Below are 22187 nucleotides of genomic sequence, written 5' to 3'. Positions count from 1 at the left end.
CGCAATAATTCGCGCAAACCAGGAGAGAACATGAGCCTCACCCTTCCGTCCGGCCTGGACATCCGCGCCCCGCTCGCCCCGGGCTTTGAAGAGATTCTCAGCCCTGAAGCGCTGGCCCTGGTGGCCAAGCTGCATCGGGCTTTCGAGTCGCGTCGGCAGGAGCTGCTGAAGACGCGTGTCGCGCGTCAGGCGAAGATCGATGCTGGCGAGATGCCGGACTTTTTGCCGGAGACGAAGCAGGTCCGCGATGGCGACTGGAAGATTGCGCCGCTGCCGGCCGCGCTGCACTGCCGGCGTGCGGAGATCACCGGGCCGGTGGAGCGCAAGATGATCATCAATGCGCTGAACTCGGGAGCGGACTCGTACATGTCCGACTTCGAGGACTCGAATACGCCGAACTGGTTCAACCAGATCCAAGGGCAGATCAATCTGTTCGAGGCGGTGCGCGGCACGATTTCGCTGGAGCAGAAAGGCAAGTCGTACAAGCTGAACGACAAGGTGGCGACGCTGCTGGTGCGGCCGCGCGGCTGGCATCTGGATGAGAAGCATGTGCTGGTCGACGGCCAGCGGGTGTCGGGCGGCATTTTCGACTTCGCGCTGTTTTTCTTCCACAACGCGAAGGAGCAACTGGCGCGCGGAGCAGGGCCCTACTTCTACCTGCCGAAGATGGAGAGTCATCTGGAGGCGCGCCTGTGGAATGACATCTTCGTGATGGCGCAGGACGCGCTGGGCATCCCGCGCGGCACGATCAAGGCGACCGTGCTGGTGGAAACCGTGCTGGCCACGTTCGAGATGGAAGAGATCCTCTACGAACTGCGCGACCACAGTGCCGGCCTGAACGCCGGGCGCTGGGATTACATCTTCTCGTGCATCAAGAAGTTCAAGCGCAACAGCGATTTCTGCCTGGCCGAGCGCAGCAAGATCACGATGGAAGTGCCCTTCATGCGCAGCTACGCACTGGCACTGGTGCAGGCCTGCCACAAGCGCGGCGCACCCGCGATCGGTGGCATGAGCGCGCTGATCCCGATCAAGAGCGACCCCGTCGCCAACGAGAAGGCCATCGCCGGCATCCGCCACGACAAGAAGCGCGATGCCAACGATGGCTTCGATGGCGGCTGGGTGGCGCACCCGGGACTGGTGTCGGTGGCGATGGAAGAGTTCAAGGCTGTACTAGGCGACAGGCCCAACCAGTGGGAGAAGCAACGTGACGAAGTGTTCGCGCCGAAGGACTGGCTGAACTTCGTACCGGAGGCCCCCATCACCGAGGCCGGCCTGCGCAACAACATCAACGTCGGCATCCACTACCTCGGTTCCTGGCTGGCCGGCAACGGCTGCGTGCCGATCCACAACCTGATGGAAGATGCTGCCACCGCGGAGATCTCCCGCTCGCAGGTGTGGCAGTGGATCCGCTCGCCCAAGGGCAAGCTGGAGGATGGCCGCAAGGTCACGGCTGAACTGGTGCGCGCGCTGATTCCGGAAGAGCTTGCCAAGGTCAAGGCGACCGTGACCGCTGCCGGCGAGGCAACGGCCAGCTATGAGCAGGCCGCCGGCATCTTCGAGACGATGAGCACGGCGGACGACTTTGCGGAGTTCCTGACCCTGCCGCTGTACGAAGCCTTGCAGTAAGGGGCGTCGACGGTCCAAAGAAAAGGCGCCCTGCGAGGGCGCCTTTTCTTTGTGGCTGGGACCAGATCGGCCGGCAGGATGCAGGGTTTCGCTCAGCTCAAGCTGCGTGGCGCACACCGTGGTCGCAACATGATGCACGCATTCCCGCAGTCACCTACGGCACGACCGGCGACGCCAGCAAGGGGAAGAGCTCCCGCAGGCCACCCGCCATCAACTCCACGGCAATACCCGCCAGCAGGAAGCCGGCGATCCGCTCGATCACCACCATCATCGCCGGCGTCAGCCTCGCCTGCAGTCGCCCTGCAAACGCAAAGGTCAGCCACACCAGCAGACCGACGATGATCGGCGGCAGCAATACGGTGACGAGGCTCAACGGGGCCTGCCAGTGCCACTGGCTATGCGCCAGCATGAAGGAAAACGCCGCCGGCCCCACCAGCAGCGGGATGCCCAGTGGCACCAGGCCGCGGCCTGCGGCCTCCTCGGCGGCCTCGGCCTCCACCGGCGTCCGCTTCACGGCGTTCTGCTGCCCCAGCACCATGGCAATCGCCACCATCAGCACGATGACCCCGCCACCCACGCGCATGGCGCCCAGCGAAATGGACAGTGCCTGCAGCAGCTCGTCGCCGGCCAGACCCGCAATCACCAGCGCAACGATGACCACCATGCCGAGGAAACGCGCATACGCGCGCTTCTCGGTATCGCTGTAGCCGACGGTCGCCTGCAGGTAGAGCGGGATCACGCCCAGCGGCTCGACGATGGCCAGCAGGGCCACGGTGTTCTTGAATATCTCGGCAAGCATGGCGTCATTGTGGCTGAAACAAGGGGCGGGGCTCCGATGTGCCGTGTCAACGGGACAACCGCATCAGGGAAGCCCTCAAGCTGAATTCATGACCAGGAACTATCATAATGAAATAGCATTTCACTGGATAGAACAACATGAGCAGCAGCCAGACCGGTGTGGCCGCCGTTGACCGCGCCCTCCTCATCCTTTCCCGTGTCGCCGAGCATCCCGAAGGTGTTTCGCTCGCCGACCTGTCCCGCCAGACCGGCTTGTACAAGAGCACCATCCTGCGACTGCTGGCCTCGCTGGAACGCGCCGGCTATGCCCGTCGCATGCCGGACGGACACTACGCCGCCGGGGCAGCCCCCCTGAAACTGGCCCGTGCCTACCAGGAAGGCTTCAGCCTGGACGAAGTGCTACGCCCTGCCCTGCGGGCACTCGCCCACGCCAGCGGCGAGACCGCGTCCTTCTTCGTGCGCGACGGCGATACCCGCATCTGCCTGCGTCGCGTGGAGTCGCCGCGCAGCATCGTCATCGCCCTGCGCGAAGGTGACCGCCTGCCGATCGACCGCGGCTCCGCCGGCAAGGTGCTGCGCGCCTTCGCCAACGAAACGGGGGCCGATCTCGAGCAGGTGCGCAACGACGGCTGGGCCTGCACGCTGGGCGACCGCGACCCGGCAGCGGCCTCCATGTCTGCGCCGGTATTCGGTCCGGGTAACACGCTGCAAGGCGCACTGGCCTTGTCCGGTCCACGCGAACGCTTCACGGACGAACAGGTCGCCCGCTGCGCGCCGCTGCTGCGTGAAGCCGCCAGCACCCTCACCCGCCAGATCGGTGGCGAGCAACCCGCCGCACGTTCATGACCGATCCCGTCGTACTGATCAGCGAAGTGGGGCCGCGCGACGGCTTGCAGAGCATCACGCGCACCATGCCCACCACAGCCAAGCAAGGCTGGATACGCGCGCTGGCATCGGCCGGGCTACGCGAGATCGAGGTCGCCTCATTCGTCCCCCCGAAACTGCTGCCGCAGATGGCCGACGCCGCCGACGTGGTGGCGGATGCAATCCGCATACCCAGCATCACGGTGCTGGCACTGGTGCCGAACCTGCGTGGCGCCGAGGCCGCCGTCGCGGCCGGCGCGCACAAGCTCACCCTGCCGGTGTCCGCCTCGCGCGCGCATAGCCAGAGCAATCTCCGCAAGACACCCGAGGAGGCCGTCGAAGAAGTCCGCCGCGTCGTTGCCCTGCGGCAGGACAGCCCCCGTTCATTCGGCATCGAGATCGGCATCTCCACCGCCTTCGGTTGCACGATGGAAGGCGCCATCGACGAGCAGTGGGTGATCCGTCTGGCCGTGATGCTGGCAGAGGCCGGCGTCGATTCCGTGGGCCTGTCGGACACCACCGGCTACGCCAACCCGGCGCAGGTGCGGCGCCTGTTCCGCCAGTTGCATGCAGAGCTCGGCGACAAGGCCGGCGGCGCCCATCTCCACAACACCCGCGGCCAGGGCCTGGCCAACGTCGTGGCGGCGCTGGACGTCGGCGTCAGCACCTTCGACGCCTCCCAGGGCGGCCTCGGTGGCTGCCCCTATGCGCCGGGTGCCAGCGGCAACATCGTGACCGAGGATCTGGTCTTCCTGCTGGAGAGCATGGGGCTGGATACCGGCATCGACCTGGAAGCGCTGATCGCCGCGCGACGGATCGTCGCCGAAGCCCTGCCCGACGAACCGCTCTACGGCCACCTGCCGGAAGCGGGCCTGACCAAGGGCTTCCACTACGCACGCGACGCAAGTGGAGCACGCCCATGACCAAGCCGCTTCCGCTGGCCGGCCTGCGCGTCGTCGAGTTCGTCCACATGGTGATGGGCCCGGCCTGCGGCCTGATCCTCGCCGACCTCGGCGCCGAGGTGATCAAGGTCGAGGGCGTGGAAGGCGACAGCACCCGCCACCTCACCGGATCGGGAGCCGGCTACTGGCCGACCTACAACCGCAACAAGCAGAGCCTCGCCATCGACCTGAAATCCGGCGAGGGCATCGAGGCCGTGCGCGCCCTGCTTGCCACGGCGGACATCGTCACCGAGAACTTCCGCCCCGGCGCCATGGAGAAGCTGGGCCTGGGTTACGACGCGGTGCGTGTCCTGCGCGCCGACATCATCTACTGCTCCATGAAGGGCTTCCTGCCCGGTCCGTACGAGCAGCGCCCGGCGCTGGACGAAGTAGTGCAGATGATGGGGGGCCTCGCCTACATGACCGGCCCCGAAGGACGCCCGCTGCGCGCCGGCGCCTCGGTCAACGATGTCATGGGCGGCATGTTCGCGGCCATCGGCATCCTCGCCGCCGTGGTCGAGCGCCAGCGTAGCGGCCAGGGGCAACTCGTGCAATCGGGCCTGTTCGAGAACAACGTGTTCCTCGTCGCCCAGCACATGATGCAGCATGCGGTCACCGGCAAGCCGGCTTCGCCCATGCCCAACCGCCTCTCGGCGTGGGCGGTGTACGACGTGTTCGGATGCGCTGGCGGAGAACAGGTCTTCGTCGGGGCAGTGAGCGACGCGCAGTGGCGAAAGTTCGTCGACGCCTTCGAGCTGCACGACCTCGCAGCGGACGCCCTGCTCGCCACCAACAACCAGCGTGTCGCCGCGCGCGAGCGCTTCATGCCGCGCATCCGCGAGTGCATGGCCCGCCTGGGCAAGGCAGAGGTGATGCGTCGCTGCGAGGCGGCGGGCCTTCCCTTCGCGCCGATCACGCGCCCGCAGGATCTCTTCGATGACCCGCACCTGCTGGCCTCGGAGGGCTTCACCGACATCACCCTGGAAGGCCATCACACCACCCCGGTACCCCGCCTGCCGCTGGTCATGGACGGCACACGCTTCGGCACCCGCCGCGACCTGCCCGCCGTAGGCCAGCACAGCCGCGCGATCCTGCGCGAGCTGGGCTACGCAGATTCCCGCATCGACGAACTTGCCGACGCTGGCAAGCTTGCGGGCCCATGAACGACGATGCCAGGTGCATCGTCGCGCCAGCACCGCCGCCACACATCGCCACACTCAGGAGGAGCCCACCATGAACATGAACCGTCGTCGTTTCGCCATCGCTGCCGGCCTCGCCCCGCTCGCTGCCGGCTTGCCGCGCTGGGCCAGCGCTGCACCGCAGTTCGAGTCCATCAACATGTTCATCCCCGCTGCGCCAGGCGGTGGCTGGGACACCACGGGCCGCGTCATCGAGCAGGTGTGCCGCGCGGCCGGGCTGGTCAGTGGCTTCCAGTTCGAGAATGTCGGCGGCGCCGGCGGGATGGTCGGTTTGCCGAAGTTCGTCGGCCAGCGCAAAGGCCAGGGCAATGCGCTGCTGGTCGGCGGCTCCGTGATGGTCGGCGCCGGCATCGCCAACAAGAGCCCGATCACCATCAAGGACGTCGTGCCCATCGCGCGTCTCACCGAAGAGGCAGGCGTCATTGTCGTGCCCGCCAACAGCCCGCATAAAACCTGGAAGGACTTCGCCGCCGCACTGAAGGCCAATCCGAAGGGCACCAGCGTCGCCGGCGGCAGCGCCGGCGGCACCGACCACCTGTTGCTCGGCATGCTGCTGAAGAACCTCGGCGCCAACCCGAAGGATGCCGCCTACGTCGCCTTCGCCGGCGGCGGCGCGGCGGTGGCTGCCGTGATCGGTGGCCAGGTGGCTGCCGGCATTTCCGGCTATTCCGAGTTCGCCGAGCACATCAAGTCCGGCCGCCTGCGTGCCATCGCGGTGTCCGGCAACGCGCGCATCCCGGGTGTCGACGTCCCCACCCTGAAGGAGATGGGCACCCCGGTGGCGACCGCCAACTGGCGCGGCGTGTTCGGTGCGCCCGGCATCTCCCCCGCACAGGTGAAGGCGCTGGGCGACCTGATGACGGCGATGCGCAACTCCGCGCAGTGGAAGGAACAGCTCGAGCAGCGCAAGTGGGTCGACGTGTTCCTCGCAGGTGACGCCTTCGTGAAGGACGTTGCCGAGGACATCGCCGACACCGAGGCCGTCATGAAGGAACTGGGGCTGGCATGAACCTGCCCTCCAGGCGCTTCGCCGTCATCGCCGGGCTGCTGCTGTTCGCCTTCACGGCGTTGATGGGCGTGCAGTCCAGCCTGATCCCGGCGCCGATCATGCAGGACGCATTGGGCCCACGGCTGATGCCGGCGGCCTTGTGCGGCCTGCTGCTGATCCTTGCCATGGGTTACACGCAGGCCGCCTGGCAGGACCGCTGTCCCGACGTCGCCAACGACGAGGACGACGCGCCGCTGTCCGGCAACCTGGGGCGCAGCGCCTGGTTGATCGCCGGGCTGCTGGTGCTGCTCGTACTGATTCCGCTGGCGGGCATCGGCGCGGCGGCCACTCTCGCCTTCGTGTTGTTCGCGCGTGCCTTCAACAGCCGCAAGCCGCTCAACGACCTGATCGTGGGGGCGCTGCTGACGCTGGCGGTGTGGGCGCTGTTCGACAAGTTGCTGGGCGTGCAGCTCGGCCCCTTCATCAAGTTACTCTGAGGCTCCCGAACCCATGGGTACCTTCGACGCACTGCTCGCCGGATTCGCCTCCGCACTGCAACCGTCCATCCTGTTGTACGGCCTGGCCGGTTGCTTCATCGGCACCCTGGTGGGCGTCCTGCCCGGCATCGGCCCGGCGCTGACCGTCGCCCTGCTTCTGCCACTGACCTTCAAGGTGCCGGCGGAAGCCATGTTCGTGCTGTTCGCGGGCATCTACTACGGCGCGATGTACGGCGGCTCCACCACCACTATCCTGCTCAACACGCCCGGCGAATCCGCGTCGGTCGTCACGTCGCTGGAAGGCAACCGCATGGCGCGGCGCGGGCGTGCCGGGCAGGCGCTGGCCACCGCCGCGATCGGCAGTTTCATCGCCGGCACCATCGGCACCATCGCGCTGACCTTCTTCTCGCCGATGATCGTCGACGTGGCGCTGGCCTTCGGCCCGGCGGAATACGCTGCGCTGATGGTGCTGGCGCTGGTCGCCGTGTCATCGGTGCTCGGCAACTCGGAGTTGCGCGGCCTCATCGCCCTGGCGGTCGGCCTGCTGCTGGGCTTCGTCGGCATCGACCTGCAGAGCGGGCAACCGCGCTTCACCTTCGGCCACGCCGAACTGATGGATGGCATCGAGGTGACCGTCATGCTCGTCGGCATCTTTGCCGTCGGCGAAGCGCTGTTCCTCGCCTGGCAGGGACGCTTCGGCGAAGGCGAGGTGATGAAGATGAGCGGCAGCCTGTGGATGTCGAAGCAGGACTGGAAGCGCAGCTGGAAGCCCTGGCTGCGTGGCAGCGCCTACGGCTTCCCGATCGGCGCCCTGCCCGCTGGCGGGGCAGAGCTGCCGACCCTGCTGTCGTACTACACGGAGAAGAAGCTCTCCGACCACCCCGAGGAATTCGGCAACGGCGCCATCGAAGGGGTGGCGGGACCGGAGGCGGCCAACAACGCCGCCGCGGCGGGCGTGCTGATGCCGCTGCTGACGCTGGGCATTCCGACCTCCGCCACCGCGGCGGTCATCCTGTCCGCCTTCCAGAGCTACGGCATCCAGCCCGGCCCGCTGCTGTTCACCACGCAGAGCAGCCTGGTGTGGACGCTGATCGCCAGCCTGTACATCGGCAACGTCATCCTGCTGCTGCTCAACCTGCCGCTGGTGAAGCTGTGGGTGCAGCTGCTGAAGATCCCGCCGCACTGGCTGTACGCCAGCATCCTCGTCATCTCCACCGTGGCGGTCTACGGCGCCAGCAATTCGCTGTTCGATGTCGGCCTGTTGTTCGTCTTCGGCCTGGTCGGCTTCGCCATGCGCCGGCTGGACTTCCCGACCGCGCCGGTCATCGTCGGCCTGATCCTCGGCCCGCTGCTGGAGCAGTCCCTGCGCCAGGCGCTGGTCATCAGCCAGGGCGACTGGAGCACCTTCTTCACCCGTCCCATCTCGGCCACCGTGCTGGTCATCGCCATCACCCTGATGGTCTTGCCCAAGACCATCGCACAACTGCGCAAGCGCGCCCGCGTACGCGTCGGCTGACCCGTCGCCGGACACATGGCACGGCGCCCCGCCGAGGGCGCCGTGCCATGTGCCGGACGCGTCGCTTCAACTCCCCTCCATCGCAGCCCGTCGACCATGGCGGTGCTTTCCTTCAGCGCTCGCTGCATCGCCTGCTGCACCGCTCATCTGCCGGAGCCCGGCTTGCCCTTCGGGACGGCCACGAACCCCTGCGTGGTTTGGTAGTGTCCCCGCAGCAGCACACGCAGGAGAGGCAGCACCCACGCATCGCCACGTAGCATCCACGCAGCACCATTTGCAGAATGCCGTCAGGCATGCCCGGCCGCGCAGCCCAGGCTGCGAGCGCCCGCTGGAGAGCGACATGATTCGCCGATGGAGCACGACGCTGCTGCCCCCCGCCCGCCAGGCCGCCTTCTGGCAGGACGCGGTATCCCAGGCCATCCAGCCGATGACGGTGGCCCCGATGAACCCGGCTGCATTCGACGCCACGCTCACGACACGCCAGTTGTTCGGCCTGCGCCTGCATGACCTTCGTGTCGATGCCCACCTGCTGTCGCGCGGCGAGGCGGAACTGGGCATCAGCGACCTGCCCAGCGCATTCCTGACACTCCCCCTGGGCGGCAAACTCGGCATCGAGCAACGCGGGCGTTCGGCCAGCCACGACGTCGGCCAGCTCGGCTGTTTCGACAGCCTCGCCCCGCTCTCGCTGCGCTTCAGCCGGCACACCCAGGCCCTGTGCCTGCAGATGCCGCTGCACATGCTGGCCGACGCGCGCAGCCGTATCGAGGCCGCCAGCGCGACCCACCTCAACGAGACCTTGCCGGTGGCGCGGGTACTGACCGCCAGCCTGCACAGTCTGGCCGGGAGCCTGGACTGCATGAGCACCACCCAGCAGGCGCGCTGCAGCCAGGTCCTGCTGGATCTGGCACAGGCCATGTGGCTGCCCGACGACGACATCGCCCTGCGGCACAACGGCTCACTGGTCGAACGCGCACGGGTACTGATGCGCGAGCGGATCAGCGAGGTCGACCTCGCCCCGCAGGAACTGGCCCGCCGCCTGGGCGTGTCCACCCGCGCACTGCACGCGGCCTTCGCGGCGAGTGGCTGCAGCGTGATGAATGCGCTGATGGAATTGCGCCTGACGCTCGCGCGGCACCTGTTGCAGGCCAGCGCCACCGAACTCTCGGTAGAGCAACTGGCGCGGCGCTGCGGCTTCCGCTCGGCCGCGCACTTCTCGCGCCGCTTCCGCGAGCGCTTCGGCGTGCCGCCGTCGCGCTGGCAAACCTGAACGCCGGGCGCCGCAAACGCTGCACGCACAGACAGGCACCTGCATCACCAGACAAGCCGACGCACGCGAACGCAACAGGCTTGGCAGTAGTCTGCCGACAGGCCGCCGACAAGTCGGCCACACAAGAACATGGAGACAAGTCATGCAGGCCCACGTCCTCCCGGAACCACTGGAGCAAGCCGCGGCACAACTTCGTCTCCCGCCGCGCGGGTAACGTAGCGGACTACCGTTCCACGCCCGCGCAATCCGTCGCACCGCTGCACCCCGCCCGCAGAAAGGAGCCACGATGCACAGACCCACCGCACTTGTCGGCCCCCTCTTCGCGTTTGCCATCGTCGCCGCGCCTCCTGGCCACGCCGCCGACCAGCCAAAGAGTTACGTCACCTACTGCAAGGAAGACAAAGCCTGCAAGCCGCCAGGTGGCGCCCTCGTGGCCTTCGGGCGGGCCAACAAGTTCCATTACCGCCAGCTGTCAGAAGCCTTCGTCTGCGATGAAGCCACCTTCGGCGGACGAACCCCGGGCGGCATCAACGAATGCTCGGTGCCGAAGATCGTGGTCGCAACCAGGCCGCCCCCCGCAGCCAGCGCCCCCGCCACGTCGAGTGCCACGGACGATCCCGAACCCAGGCCACAGGAAGGCCCGACCCCGCCCTACGACACCGGCTCGAAGAGCACCTACCTGGAATGCGCCCTGCAGGGCCAGCGCTGCAGCTTCATCGGCACCCGCACCGTGGTGATCGGTGGCTGCTACCGCGTGGGCAGCATCACGGAATGGGTACGCCAGTGCCACACCTCCGCGCCCATGCAATTCACCAACGGCGTGGACTGCGCCATGGCCAACTTTCCCAACGCGCGCGACTTCGGCGTCACGGCAAGAACGGATCGTTGCTATGCGCTGCCGATTCCCGAGCTGGGATCCGCTGGTCACGCATCCTTACCGCTCCGGGCCTAGCTGCATGCCGCCAACAGGCCACAAGCCCACCGACAGCTTTGCAGTGCCGGTGTGTCGCCGACACACCTATAACAACGCAGCAACTCTGGAGACAAGCAATGAATTTCAGGATCATCATCGCAGCACTTGCGCTGGGGGCGGCATCCTTTGGCGCACAGGCCGGCAACCGGCCTGACGGATACGTGACCATCTGCAACGAAGGCAAGACCTGCAACGTGCCAACGAGAACCACCGTGGCGTTCGGGCGCGCCGGCCAGTTCCACTACCGCACCATTACCGGCAATTTCGTCTGCACAGAGGCCTACCTGGGGCAACGCGTGCCAGGCGGAGTCAATGAATGCTCGGTACTCAAATCGGTGGTCTCGTCGAGTTCGTCCAGTTCATCAAGCTCTTCGAGCAGTTCGTCGAGCGGTGGTTATCGTGTGACGTGCAGTAGCCCCCCTGCTGGCTATGAGTTCTGCGCATTGAGCGGCGGCTATTGCCGGTTCACCGGAACACGCCAGATCGTCAGGAGCGATCGTCACACGGTGTACCAAGGGAGCATGTACACAACCCTGGGCACCACGTTCCCGGCCGAAACAGCCGAGAACGGCCTGTCCTGTTCGATCTACAGCTACAGCGGCAACGACGGCAATAACAACTGTGCCCGCTGCTATGTGCAGACCCTGCCCTGACACAAACCGGCTCCAAACAAAAAGCCCCGCAACTGCGGGGCTTTTTGTCGGGCTGCGACCAGTGCTTACTTGATCGACGCCAGCGCCGCGTTCAGCGTCGTGCTCGGGCGCATCGAGGCCGAGCACTTCTCCGGTGCCGGGTGGTAGTAGCCGCCGATGTCGACCGCCTTGCCCTGCGCACCGATCAGCTCACCGACGATCTTCGCTTCGTCGGCCGTCAGCGATTCGGCCAGCGGCTTGAACACGGCTGCCAGCGCGGCGTCCTTGGTCTGCGCGGCCAGGGCCTGGGCCCAGTACAGCGCGAGGTAGAAGTGGCTGCCGCGGTTGTCGATCTGGCCGACCTTGCGGGCGGGCGACTTGTCGTTTTCCAGGAACTTGGCGTTGGCGGCGTCCAGCGCTTCGGCCAGCACGGCGGCGGCCTTGTTGCCGGTCTTGGCGGCCAGCTCCTCGATGGAGACCTGCAGCGCGAGGAATTCGCCCAGCGAGTCCCAGCGCAGGTAGTTTTCTTCCAGGAACTGTTGCACGTGCTTCGGCGCGGAGCCGCCGGCACCCGTCTCGTACATGCCACCACCGGCCAGCAGCGGCACGATGGACAGCATCTTGGCGGAGGTGCCGAGTTCCAGGATCGGGAACAGGTCGGTGTTGTAGTCGCGCAGCACGTTGCCGGTCACCGAGATGGTGTCCTGGCCCTTGCGGATACGCTCCAGAGAAGCCTTGGTGGCTTCGACCGGCGACAGCACGCGGATGTCGAGGCCGGCGGTGTCGTGGTCCTTCAGGTAGGCATTGACCTTGGCGATCAGGTTGCGGTCGTAGGCGCGCGCTTCGTCCAGCCAGAAGATGGCGGTGGCGCCGGTGGCGCGGGCGCGGCCGACAGCCAGCTTCACCCAGTCGGCAATCGCGATGTCCTTGGTCTGGCACATGCGCCAGATGTCGCCCTGCTTCACGGCATGCTCGGTCAGCACCTTGCCGTCGGCGGCCAGCACCTTCACCACGCCGTCGGCGGGGATCTCGAAGGTCTTGTCGTGTGAGCCGTACTCTTCGGCCGCCTGGGCCATCAGGCCGACGTTGGGCACGGTGCCCATGGTGGTGACGTCGTAGGCGCCGTGCTTCTTGCAGTCGTCGATGACGGCCTGGTAGATGCCGGCGTAGCAACGGTCGGGGATGACGAACTTGGTGTCCTGCAGCTTGCCTTCGGCATTCCACATGCAGCCGGAGCTGCGGATGGCGGCGGGCATGGAGGCATCGACGATCACGTCGCTGGGCACGTGCAGGTTGGTGATGCCCTTGTCGGAATCCACCATCGCGACGGCGACGGCCTTCTCGGCGGCGCGCAGGTCGGCTTCGATGGCGGCCTTGTCGGCTTCCGGCAGCGAGGCGATCTTGGCGTAGGCGTCGCCGATGCCGTTGCGCACGTTCACGCCCAGTTTGGCGAACGCGTCGGCATGCTTGGCGAACACGTCCTTGTAGTAGGCGCTGACGGCGTAGCCGAACAGAATGGGGTCGGACACCTTCATCATGGTGGCCTTCAGGTGCAGCGAGAACAGCACGCCCTGGGCCTTGGCGTCCGCCACCTGTGCGGCATAAAAGGCCTGCAGTGCGCCCACATCCATGAAGGTGGCGCTGATGACTTCGTTGTCCTTGACCTTCACTTCCTTCAGCAGCTTCGTGGCGCCGGCCTTGTCGGTGAATTCGATCTTCAGCGTGCCGGCCGCGGGCACCACGGCAGATTGCTCGTTGGCGTAGAAGTCACCGCTAGCCATGCTGGACACGTGCGACTTGGAGTCGGCGCTCCACTTGCCCATGGAGTGCGGGTGCTTCTTGGCGTACTGCTTCACCGCGTTGGCGACGCGACGGTCCGAGTTGCCTTCGCGCAGCACGGGGTTCACCGCGCTGCCGGACACCTTGGCGTAACGCGCCTTGATCTTCTGCTCTTCCTCGTTGGCGGGGTTTTCCGGGAAGTCCGGCACGGCGTAGCCCTGGGCCTGCAGTTCCTTGATGGCGGCCTTCAGTTGCGGCACGGAAGCGCTGATGTTCGGCAGCTTGATGATGTTGGCTTCCGGCGTCTTGGCCAGTTCGCCCAGCTCGGACAGGGCGTCGGCTACGCGCTGCTCCGGCTTCAGGAATTCGGGGAAATTCGCCAGGATGCGGCCGGCCACGGAGATGTCGCGGGTCTCGACCTTGATGCCGGCGGAATTGGTGAACGCCTGGACGATGGGCAGGAAAGAATAGGTGGCCAGTGCCGGTGCTTCGTCGGTCAGGGTGTAGATGATCTTCGCTTCGCTCATTGCTGTTCTTTCCTGTTTCTTTCCGGAATCGTGGGAGGGACGGTGCCTGGCGCGTCCCGATGAGGGGAAACCAGAAGTATATCAAGCGCTTCGGGCAAACACCCTGCTGCGGGGGTCTCCCGGGATGCGCGTGCCACGCAGCGCAACGCGAACGGCGGCAGATGCCGCAGCGCCGCATCGACTGCCCCTGCCCGGAAAAGCAAGACAGCTCACCTCCCCCCTTGGCGGGGGGAATGGCGGATGCCATCCCGCATTAGGCTGGGTGCCTGCCCGTCCGCCCGGAGGCCGTCATTCATGGACACGACAACGCGTTCCGCCTTCCCCGCCATCCTGCTGCTGGCCACCTTGTGGCCCTACGCCGCAGTGCAGGCCCAGGACATGGCGGTGACGATGTACGAGGTCGATGGCCAGGGCATCGGCCGCGCCATCGGCAGCATCGCGGTCACCGAGACACCGCGCGGCCTGTTGCTGACACCGGCATTGAGCGGCCTGAGCCCGGGGCTGCACGGGTTCCACGTCCACGAGAATCCGAGCTGCGCGCCGGCTTCACAGGATGGCCGTGCGGTGCCCGCGATGGCCGCTGGCGCGCACTACGACCCGTTCGGCAGCAAGCGCCACGGCCAGCCCGACGGTGACGGCCACCTTGGCGACCTGCCCCCGCTGCAGGCGGACGGCACGGGTCGCGCCACCCGCCCGGTGCTGGCCCCCCGCCTCAGCCTGGCCGACCTGCGGCGGCGCGCGCTGGTCATCCACGCCAACGGCGACAACCACGCGGACCATCCCGCGCCTGCCGGCGGTGGCGGCACGCGAATCGCCTGCGGCGTCATCGACTGATGCCGGCCCGCACCATGCCGCGGCGCGCCCGGCCCTTCGCAGTCCGTCCCTTCGCGATCCGTGCGCTCGTCTGCGCGGCCGCCATCCTCGGCCTTGAATTGCTGGCGTGGGCGCTGCATCTTGGCACCACCTACGCGTTGTTGCGCGGCCCCATGGTGCTGGGCGTGGCGATCCTGGTCTTCGTGCTGCCGGCTACCGCCACGTCGCATGCAGCGTCCCGACGACGGCCCGCGCTGAACGGCCGCCCCGCGCCACTCCCGCACACGCCCCCGCTCGACGACACCGTGGATCCCCACACCCTCTATACCCTCGTGCTGGAGTGGTGCTTCGCAGCCCTCAGCTACCTGCGCATCTGTGCCTACCTGCCGACCTTGCGCCTGCTGCTGCGCAAGCACGCGCGGGGTGATGACTACTCCCTGCTGACCTGGGTCGTGTGGACGCTCAGTCACCTGGCCTTCGCGCTGATGCTGCTGGAACAGGGCGCGCAGATGCACAGCATGCTGGTGGCGGTGACCGCGCTCAACACCCTCATGTGCGCCGTGACCTGCGGCCTCATCGTGCGCCTGCGCTGGCGGCGCCAGGGCCACCGACACGTCGGCGACACCCCGCCGGCCAAGCCCCGTCGCGATGACGACGAGTGGCTGTCCCCCGCGTCGACGCAGTCATCGGTCGTGCGCAGATAGTCAGCGACAGTTGCGCGACCCTGCGCTGCTGGCGGCGGTGCGCCATCGCGTCCCGCGCACCCACCAGTCGCCCTGCTGCCGACCGCTCTCCACCACTGAGCACCACCTCACGACGGTTATGCCGTCCGGCAGCCGGTGCGCCGAGTCGCTAGAATCGACCGGTCCCCACGCCCAGGTCTGCCATGCGCTCCGCCAAGCAGGTTCTCGAAAGCATCGCCCGCAACCAGCCCTGCCAGAACATCGAACTGCTCGAACAGCTGATGGCCTCGCTGCGGCCGAGGCGGAACGACACCTATGGCGCTGCGGCAGCCCGCGTGCGCGGCCTGGTCGACAGCTTGCGCGCGCACCCGGACTTGGCCGAAGCACTGGCGCGCTACCTCTCCGACCTGCTCGGCGCGCGCAGCCACAGCACGTTCTACGCCGACGCCGGCATCCTTGGCAGCGAGAGTTTCGGCAGCGCGCTGACACGCCGGGTGGGCGCCCGCATCCTGCCACCGGCCTACAACGAGGCCTTCCTGCACGACTTCTTCGAGCGCGTCTTCGATGGCGGCCGCGATGCCCACTGGCTGAGCAGCATCGACGAGGAAGACCTGCATGCCCTGCGCGATGCCGTCGGCCTGAAGGGCGAACACTTCGCGCCGGCACGCCGGCACATCTGGGCGGAAACGCAGGAGGCCCTGCGCATGCTGTCGCACCGGCTCGCCGCGCTGGGGATCGAGCGCGAGCTGGTCTATTACTTCCCCGAGCTCACCGAGTACGACTCGCCCTTCCTCGCCCAGAGCGCGGAGGTGCTGCAGTTCGTGAAGAGCCTGCACAACGAGGGAAACACGGCGACGGAGCACGACAAGCGCCAGATCGAGGTGTTGCTGTCGCAGTGCCTGGGCTACATCGAGCGCATCCGCCGCAAGTCGCAGGAGGCCGGTGCCAGCGTGGGCCTGACCTACCAACTCACCCGCATGACGCAGATCATCGAACGCATGCAGGTGCTGATGCAGTTGCTGGTCGTCGAGCGCGGCGCGATCTGGACCGGCCACGCCCTCGACTTCATCCGCCTGCTGATGCTGGAGGTGGAACGCGAAAAGAGCGTCAGCGAACTGCTGCGCGCCTCCACCAACCTGCTGGCGCGCCAGGTCACCGAGCATGCCAGCCGCACCGGCGAACACTACGTCACCGACAGCCGCAGCGAGTACGCGCAGATGTTCCGTGCCGCGGCCGGCGCCGGGGTGATCATCGGCTTCATGGCACTCTTCAAGGTGCTGATCGGCAAGCTGCACCTGCCCTTGATCTGGGAGGCCGTGGCCTTCAGCCTGAACTACGGCCTCGGTTTCGTGCTGGTGCACCTGCTGCACTTCACCATCGCCACCAAGCAGCCCGCGATGACGGCCGCCACCCTGGCCGCGGCGCTGGACGGCAAGCAGAGCGAGGCCGACAAGATCAACACCCTGGTGGATCTCACCGCACGCGTCTGCCGGACCCAGATCGTCGCCATCGCCGGCAACGTGCTGCTGGCGATGGCCACCTCGTTCGCGATCGCCATGGCCTGCATGCACCTGCTGGAATGGCGGCCGGTCGGCGAGGAGAAGGCGCGCCACATGCTGCAGGACCTGCGGCCGATCTTCGGCTACGGCATCTTCCACGCCGCGATTGCCGGCGTGTATCTCTTCCTGTCAGGCCTGATCACCGGTTACTACGACAACAAGGCCATCTACCACCAGATCCCGGAACGCATCCGCGAGCTGAAATGGCTGCGACGGGTGATCGGCGGGCGCGCACAGGTGCGGCTGGCCGGCTACATCGAGCACAACCTGGGCGCACTGGCGGGCAACTTCCTGTTCGGCTGCATGCTGGGCTGCACCGGCACCATCGGCTTCCTGCTGGGCCTGCCGCTGGACATCCGCCACGTCACCTTCGCCGCGGCCAACTTCGCCTACGCCTGGAGCGAGTTCGGGCGCGAACTGTCGGCCCACGTGCTGCTGATCAGCGCCACGGGCATTGCGGCCATCGGCTTCACCAACCTGGCGGTGAGCTTCGGCCTGGCCCTGAACGTGGCACTGCGCGCGCGCAATGCCGAACGCATCAACAAGATGGCCTTCATCGGCAAGCTGTGGCGACGCTTCCGTCGCCGCCCCGCGGACTTCCTGTGGCCACCGGGTGCACCGAAGGCCTGACGCAGACCTCCGCCGGCCCTACTGCTTGCCAGTGCTGCCGAAGCCGCCAGCGCCGCGTTCGCTGGCATCGAAGTCCTCGACGATGTTGAACGCCACCTGCACCACCGGCACCACCACGAGTTGCGCGATGCGCTCCATCGGTTCGACGGTGAAGGCGGTCTGGCCGCGGTTCCAGGTCGACACGAACAACTGCCCCTGGTAGTCGGAGTCAATCAGCCCGACGAGGTTGCCCAGCACGATGCCGTGCTTATGGCCAAGGCCCGAGCGCGGCAGGATGATGGCGGCCAGCCCCGGATCGGCGAGATGGATCGCCATGCCCGTCGGGATCAGATGCGTCTGGCCCGGCTGCAGGACCAGCGGTGCATCCAGGCAGGCACGCAGGTCCAGGCCGGCAGCGCCGGGCGTGGCGTACTGCGGGGGCGTGTCGTGCAGGCGGGGGTCGAGGATCTTGACGTCGATGCGATGCATGAGCGGTTCTTTCTGTCGGCAATGAAGAGGCGTCGCGCGGCGAAGCTGCGCGACGCAGGAATCGGAAACGGTTTCAGGCGGGCGGCAACAGTGCCGCGAGGTGATCGACGATGCCTCGCGCGACCGCGGCCTTCGGCCCCGGTGGCAGCGGATGGCGCCCCGTCGCGTCGTACAGTACGACGACGTTGTCATCGCCGCCCATGCCGTCCTGCACGAGGTTGCCCACCACCAGCTTGAGGCGCTTGCGACGCAGCTTGTCGGTGGCGTAGGTGTCCAGCTCGCAGCTTTCCGCCGCGAAGCCGACGCAGAAGGGCGGCACCGGCTGGGCCGCCACGTCGGCGAGGATGTCGGGGTTCTCCAGCAGCTCGATGGTCGGCGGCGCACCCGCGGTCTTCTTGATCTTGTCGCCGGCCACGCGCGCCGGGCGGAAATCCGCCACCGCCGCCACGCCGATGAAAATGTCCTGCCTGGCCAGGTGCTGCATCACCGCGCGGTGCATGTCGGCCGCGCTGCGTACGTCGATGCGCTGTACGCCCCAGGGCGTGGGCTGCGACACGGGGCCGCTCACCAGCGTGACTTCCGCGCCGGCATTCGCGCAGGCGGCTGCCAGTGCGTAGCCCATCTTGCCCGAACTGATGTTGGTGAGGCCGCGTACCGGGTCCAGCGCCTCGAAGGTTGGGCCGGCCGTCATCAGCACGCGACGGCCCGCCAGCCGCTTGGGCGTGACGTGGGCGAGCAATGCGGCAAACAGCTCTTCGGCCTCCAGCATGCGGCCGTCACCGGTTTCACCGCAGGCCTGCTCGCCGGCGGCAGGGCCGAGCACGGCGACGCCATCCGCGCGCAGTTGCGCCGCATTGCGCTGGGTCGGTGGGCTCTGCCACATCTGGCGGTTCATCGCCGGTGCCACCAGCAGGGGGCAGTCGCGCGCGAGGCACAGCGTGGACAGCAGATCGTCAGCCATGCCGTGCGCCAGCTTGGCCATGAAGTCGGCACTTGCAGGCGCGATGATCAGCGCCGCGGCGCCACGCGTGAGGTCGATGTGCGCCATGTTGTTGGGCATGCGCGCGTCCCAGGCATCCACCCACACCGTGCGGCCGGACAGCGCCTGGAAGGTCACCGGCGTGACGAAACGTGCGCCGGCTTCTGTCATCGCCACGTGCACCTCGGCGCCCGCCTTCACCAGCAGGCGCACCAGTTCGGCAGCCTTGTACGCCGCCACGCCACCGGTCACGCCGACGACGATCTTCTTGCCCGTGAGTTCAGTCATGGCAACGCCCCGTTTGCAACAGAATCGCGGAAAACATGAAGGTGGGGATCATACCGTGGCAATCACAGACTGGCCGGCAGACGAGCGCCCGCGCGAACGCCTGCTGGCGCAAGGCGCCGGCGTGCTGTCGGACGCGGAACTGCTGGCGATCTTCCTGCGCGTCGGAGTGCGCGGCAAGAGCGCGGTGGACCTCGCCCGCGACCTGATCGGCCATTTCGGCAGCCTGTCCCGCCTCTTCTCCGCCACGGTGCAGGAGTTCAAGGCTTTCCCCGGCATGGGAGAAGCCAAGTTCGCGCAGCTGCAGGCGGTGGTGGAAATGGCGCGCCGCGCGCTGGGCGAGACGCTGCGCGAGCGCGATCTGTTCGACTCTCCCGGCGCGGTGCGTGACTGGCTGCGCCTGCATCTCGCCCGCCGCCCGCGCGAAGTCTTCGTCGTGCTGCTGCTCGACAACCAGAACCGCCTGCTGCACAGCGCGGACCTGTTCGAGGGCACCTTGACGCAGACCAGCGTCTACCCGCGCGAGGTGGTGAAACTGGCGCTGTCCCACAACGCCGCGGCGGTGATCTTCGCCCACAACCATCCCTCCGGCCTGGCCGAACCCAGCCGCGCCGACGAGCTGCTCACCGCCACGCTGCGCGAGGCACTGGGGCTGGTGGATATCAAGGTGCTGGACCACTTCGTCGTGGGCGGCAACAGCGTGGTGTCTTTCGCTGAGCGCGGCCTGCTATAGCGCAAGGCAGGGGGCCTGATAGCTTGGCCCGGGCTACCCGCTCGCGGTAATCTGTCGGGTCTCCGGCAGCCACGGCCGCCGTGCCTTGCAGACACAGAAAGTCATCATGGACGTCCAGCAATACATGCTCGATCTGGGCCGCGCCGCCCGTGACGCCTCGCGCGCCATGGCTGCCGCCTCGACCGACGCCAAGAACAACGCCCTCGGCCACATCGCCCGCCTGATCCGCGAACGCCGCGCCGAGCTGCTTGCCGCCAATGGGCGCGACCTCGAACAGGCCCGCGCCGACGGCCTGGAGCCGGCGATGATCGACCGCCTGACGCTCACCGAGAAGACCATCGAGTCGATGGCTGCCGGCCTGGAGCAGGTCGCCGCCCTGCCCGACCCGATCGGCGAGATCACCAACATGAAGCGCCGCCCGAGCGGCATCCAGGTCGGGCACATGCGCGTGCCGCTGGGCGTCGTGGGCATCATCTACGAAGCGCGTCCCAACGTGACGGCGGACGCTGCCGGCCTGTGCATCAAGAGCGGCAACGCGTCCATCCTGCGCGGCGGCAAGGAAGCCATCAACGCCAACCAGGTGATCGCCCGTTGCGTGCGCGACGGCCTGTCCGCCGCAGCCCTGCCGGCCACCGCGGTGCAGGTCGTGGAGACCACCGACCGCGCCGCCGTCGGCACCCTGATCACCATGCCGCAATACGTGGATGTCATCGTGCCGCGCGGTGGCAAGGGGCTGATCGAGCGCATCAGCAAGGACGCCCGCGTGCCGGTCATCAAGCACCTGGACGGCAACTGCCACGTGTACATCGACGACGAGGCCGATCCCGCCAAGGTGCTGCCCATCGTCGAGAACGCCAAGACCCAGCGCTACGGCACCTGCAACACCGCCGAGTCGCTGCTGGTGTCGCGCGACGTGGCCGACATCCACCTGCCCGCCGTCGGCCAGATGCTGGCCGGCAAGGGTGTGGAGCTGCGCGCCTGCCCGGAATCGCTGGCCATCCTGCGCGAAGCCGGCGTCCCCGCCGACAAGCTGCGCGAGGCCACCGAGCAGGACTGGAGCGAGGAGTACCTCGCGCCCGTCATCTCGGTGAAACTGGTGGCGGACGTGGATGAGGCCATCGCGCACATCAACCGCTACAGCTCGCAGCACACGGACGCGATCATCAGCGAGAACTACACGCACGCCATGCGCTTCCTGCGCGAGGTGGATTCCGCCTCGGTGATGATCAACGCCTCTACCCGCTTCGCCGACGGTTTCGAGTACGGCCTCGGCGCGGAGATCGGCATCTCCACCGACAAGTTCCACGCCCGTGGCCCGGTCGGACTGGAAGGCCTGACCTCCCAGAAATGGGTGGTGTTCGGCAACGGCGAAGTGCGGAAATAAGACCAGACATGAGCCAGGAAAACCTCATCACGCTGTGCATCCTCGTCGGCATCGCCCTGCCGCTGATTGGCTGGACCGTCTTCCGCAAGCCCGGTGTGCCCTTCGCCCAGTTCGCGCCGGCCACGCGAGTGCATGAATACCTGCAGCCACTGGGCGTGTTGCTGTGGTGGCTGGGTATCGTCGTCGCGCTGGCTGGGGTGTTCATGCGCTGGTCTTGATCGCTCTGCGGCCCGCTTCGGCTGGCAGGCGATACGCATCCAGGGCCCCCGCTTGCGGGGGCTTTTTTCATCCGGGCGTTCATCCTGGCCCTAAGGGCAAGCCCTCCTTTCGCAACCTCAATCCATACGCTAGCGTAGGGAATCGTCGCCAACGGAGGCCTCCATGCGCACTGTCGCTGCCCGCAACGCCGCCCGCACCGGTATCAGCAAACTCCTGCGGGCCTCGTCCGTCCTGCTCGTTGCCATCGCGATCCTGCTGGTGCAGAACAGCCAGGCGACAGAGGTGGGGGGCGTCAAGCTCGACGACAAGGTCAGCGTGGCTGGCCAGGAGCTGGTGCTCAACGGTGCCGGCCTGCGCACCCGGCTCATGTTCAAGGTCTACGTGATCGGTCTTTACCTGCCGGTGAAGACGGACAGCGCCTCGACCGCACTGGCTGGCAACCCGCCCCGACGCGTACAGATCGTGACCTTGCGCGAGTTGTCGGGCGAGCAACTCGCCGACAGCCTCGTCGAAAGCCTGCAGAAGAACCTCTCGAAGCCGGAGCTGGAAGCCCTGGGCAGCCGGATCGAGAGCTTCCGCAAGACGATGCTGGCGGTTGGCAAGGCGCCGGAGAAGACGGTCATCCGGCTGGACTATCTGCCAGAACGCGGCACCCGCCTCACCGTGGCGGAGACGCAGCGTGGTGAGGACATTCCGGGCGCCGAGTTCTACCAGGCGCTACTACGCATCTGGCTGGGAGCCCAGCCGGCGCAGGAAGACCTGCGCGCTGCACTGCTCGGCAAGCCACAGTAGTTGGTTGCAACGCAAAATAATTTGCCAAAATCGCC

General features: G+C 67.2%; 21 protein-coding genes. 17 read left to right on the top strand and 4 right to left on the bottom strand.

The window, feature by feature from the left end; genetic code table 11:
* The first annotated feature begins 30 nt into the window (after positions 1–30).
* On the top strand, positions 31–1626 hold the full coding sequence (gene aceB / locus VVD47_RS17980) for a malate synthase A (RefSeq protein WP_327604895.1): 1596 nt from the start codon (positions 31–33) through the stop codon (positions 1624–1626).
* A 154-nt stretch (positions 1627–1780) separates the two neighbouring features.
* On the opposite strand, the gene VVD47_RS17975 is transcribed toward aceB, so the two are convergent.
* Positions 1781–2425 (bottom strand): MarC family protein, encoded by a 645-nt coding sequence (locus VVD47_RS17975; protein WP_327604894.1) that lies wholly within the window; start codon positions 2423–2425, stop codon positions 1781–1783.
* A 137-nt stretch (positions 2426–2562) separates the two neighbouring features.
* Here VVD47_RS17975 and VVD47_RS17970 point away from each other — a divergent pair, with 137 nt between their 5' ends.
* The 9 genes from VVD47_RS17970 (at position 2563) to VVD47_RS17930 (ending at position 11322) form a co-directional block, all read left to right on the top strand.
* Positions 2563–3270, top strand: a complete 708-nt coding sequence (locus tag VVD47_RS17970) for an IclR family transcriptional regulator (RefSeq protein ID WP_327604893.1) — start codon at positions 2563–2565, stop codon at positions 3268–3270.
* Positions 3267–4211, top strand: a complete 945-nt coding sequence (locus VVD47_RS17965; RefSeq protein WP_327604892.1) for a hydroxymethylglutaryl-CoA lyase — start codon at positions 3267–3269, stop codon at positions 4209–4211. The genes VVD47_RS17970 and VVD47_RS17965 overlap by 4 nt, the downstream gene beginning before the upstream one ends.
* The gene (locus tag VVD47_RS17960; protein ID WP_327604891.1) at positions 4208–5392 is read left to right on the top strand and encodes a CaiB/BaiF CoA transferase family protein; all 1185 of its coding nucleotides are present in this window, start codon (positions 4208–4210) and stop codon (positions 5390–5392) included. Before VVD47_RS17965 ends, VVD47_RS17960 begins: the two co-directional genes overlap by 4 nt.
* Before the next feature lie 70 nt (positions 5393–5462).
* Complete coding sequence (locus VVD47_RS17955) at positions 5463–6437, top strand: Bug family tripartite tricarboxylate transporter substrate binding protein (RefSeq protein ID WP_327604890.1); 975 nt, start codon at positions 5463–5465, stop codon at positions 6435–6437.
* Positions 6434–6913, top strand: a complete 480-nt coding sequence (locus VVD47_RS17950; protein WP_327604889.1) for a tripartite tricarboxylate transporter TctB family protein — start codon at positions 6434–6436, stop codon at positions 6911–6913. Before VVD47_RS17955 ends, VVD47_RS17950 begins: the two co-directional genes overlap by 4 nt.
* Before the next feature lie 13 nt (positions 6914–6926).
* Positions 6927–8429, top strand: coding sequence for a tripartite tricarboxylate transporter permease (locus VVD47_RS17945; RefSeq protein WP_327604888.1), 1503 nt, complete (start codon positions 6927–6929; stop codon positions 8427–8429).
* Between the two features lie 340 nt (positions 8430–8769).
* The gene (locus VVD47_RS17940) at positions 8770–9696 is read left to right on the top strand and encodes a helix-turn-helix domain-containing protein (RefSeq protein WP_327604887.1); all 927 of its coding nucleotides are present in this window, start codon (positions 8770–8772) and stop codon (positions 9694–9696) included.
* Positions 9697–9982: 286 nt separating this feature from the next.
* A complete protein-coding gene (locus VVD47_RS17935) occupies positions 9983–10648 on the top strand; it encodes a hypothetical protein (protein ID WP_327604886.1) in 666 nt (221 codons plus the stop codon).
* A 98-nt stretch (positions 10649–10746) separates the two neighbouring features.
* Positions 10747–11322, top strand: coding sequence for a hypothetical protein (locus tag VVD47_RS17930; RefSeq protein WP_327604885.1), 576 nt, complete (start codon positions 10747–10749; stop codon positions 11320–11322).
* 65 nt (positions 11323–11387) lie between these two features.
* Here the strand turns inward: VVD47_RS17930 and VVD47_RS17925 are convergent, their stop codons facing one another.
* Positions 11388–13607, bottom strand: a complete 2220-nt coding sequence (locus tag VVD47_RS17925) for an NADP-dependent isocitrate dehydrogenase (RefSeq protein WP_327604884.1) — start codon at positions 13605–13607, stop codon at positions 11388–11390.
* Positions 13608–13901: 294 nt separating this feature from the next.
* On the opposite strand from VVD47_RS17925, the gene sodC reads away from it, so the two are divergent.
* The 3 genes from sodC (at position 13902) to VVD47_RS17910 (ending at position 17292) form a co-directional block, all read left to right on the top strand.
* Positions 13902–14441, top strand: a complete 540-nt coding sequence (gene sodC, locus VVD47_RS17920) for a superoxide dismutase [Cu-Zn] SodC (RefSeq protein WP_327604883.1) — start codon at positions 13902–13904, stop codon at positions 14439–14441.
* Complete coding sequence (locus VVD47_RS17915) at positions 14441–15124, top strand: hypothetical protein (protein WP_327604882.1); 684 nt, start codon at positions 14441–14443, stop codon at positions 15122–15124. Before sodC ends, VVD47_RS17915 begins: the two co-directional genes overlap by 1 nt.
* Positions 15125–15306: 182 nt before the next feature.
* A complete protein-coding gene (locus tag VVD47_RS17910) occupies positions 15307–17292 on the top strand; it encodes a site-specific recombinase (RefSeq protein WP_327604881.1) in 1986 nt (661 codons plus the stop codon).
* Positions 17293–17310: 18 nt separating this feature from the next.
* On the opposite strand, the gene dut is transcribed toward VVD47_RS17910, so the two are convergent.
* Positions 17311–17760, bottom strand: a complete 450-nt coding sequence (dut, locus tag VVD47_RS17905) for a dUTP diphosphatase (protein WP_327604880.1) — start codon at positions 17758–17760, stop codon at positions 17311–17313.
* Between the two features lie 73 nt (positions 17761–17833).
* Positions 17834–19027: a bifunctional phosphopantothenoylcysteine decarboxylase/phosphopantothenate--cysteine ligase CoaBC gene (gene coaBC, locus VVD47_RS17900; protein WP_327604879.1), complete on the bottom strand. Its 1194-nt coding sequence runs from the start codon at positions 19025–19027 to the stop codon at positions 17834–17836.
* Between the two features lie 55 nt (positions 19028–19082).
* Here coaBC and radC point away from each other — a divergent pair, with 55 nt between their 5' ends.
* The 4 genes from radC to VVD47_RS17880 all read left to right on the top strand — a co-directional run bounded on the left by radC (position 19083) and on the right by VVD47_RS17880 (position 22152).
* The gene (gene radC / locus VVD47_RS17895) at positions 19083–19757 is read left to right on the top strand and encodes a RadC family protein (RefSeq protein ID WP_327604878.1); all 675 of its coding nucleotides are present in this window, start codon (positions 19083–19085) and stop codon (positions 19755–19757) included.
* Between the two features lie 106 nt (positions 19758–19863).
* The gene (locus VVD47_RS17890; RefSeq protein ID WP_327604877.1) at positions 19864–21141 is read left to right on the top strand and encodes a glutamate-5-semialdehyde dehydrogenase; all 1278 of its coding nucleotides are present in this window, start codon (positions 19864–19866) and stop codon (positions 21139–21141) included.
* Between the two features lie 8 nt (positions 21142–21149).
* Positions 21150–21359 (top strand): hypothetical protein, encoded by a 210-nt coding sequence (locus tag VVD47_RS17885; protein ID WP_327604876.1) that lies wholly within the window; start codon positions 21150–21152, stop codon positions 21357–21359.
* A 163-nt stretch (positions 21360–21522) separates the two neighbouring features.
* Positions 21523–22152: a chalcone isomerase family protein gene (locus tag VVD47_RS17880; RefSeq protein ID WP_327604875.1), complete on the top strand. Its 630-nt coding sequence runs from the start codon at positions 21523–21525 to the stop codon at positions 22150–22152.
* Positions 22153–22187 lie beyond the last annotated feature (35 nt).

The sequence above is a fragment of the Uliginosibacterium sp. H1 genome (assembly GCF_036017065.1).
In the GTDB taxonomy this organism is placed as follows: Bacteria; Pseudomonadota; Gammaproteobacteria; order Burkholderiales; family Rhodocyclaceae; genus Uliginosibacterium.
The sequence above is the reverse complement of the archived record's forward strand: the minus strand, read 5'-3'. Positions and strand labels throughout refer to the sequence as shown.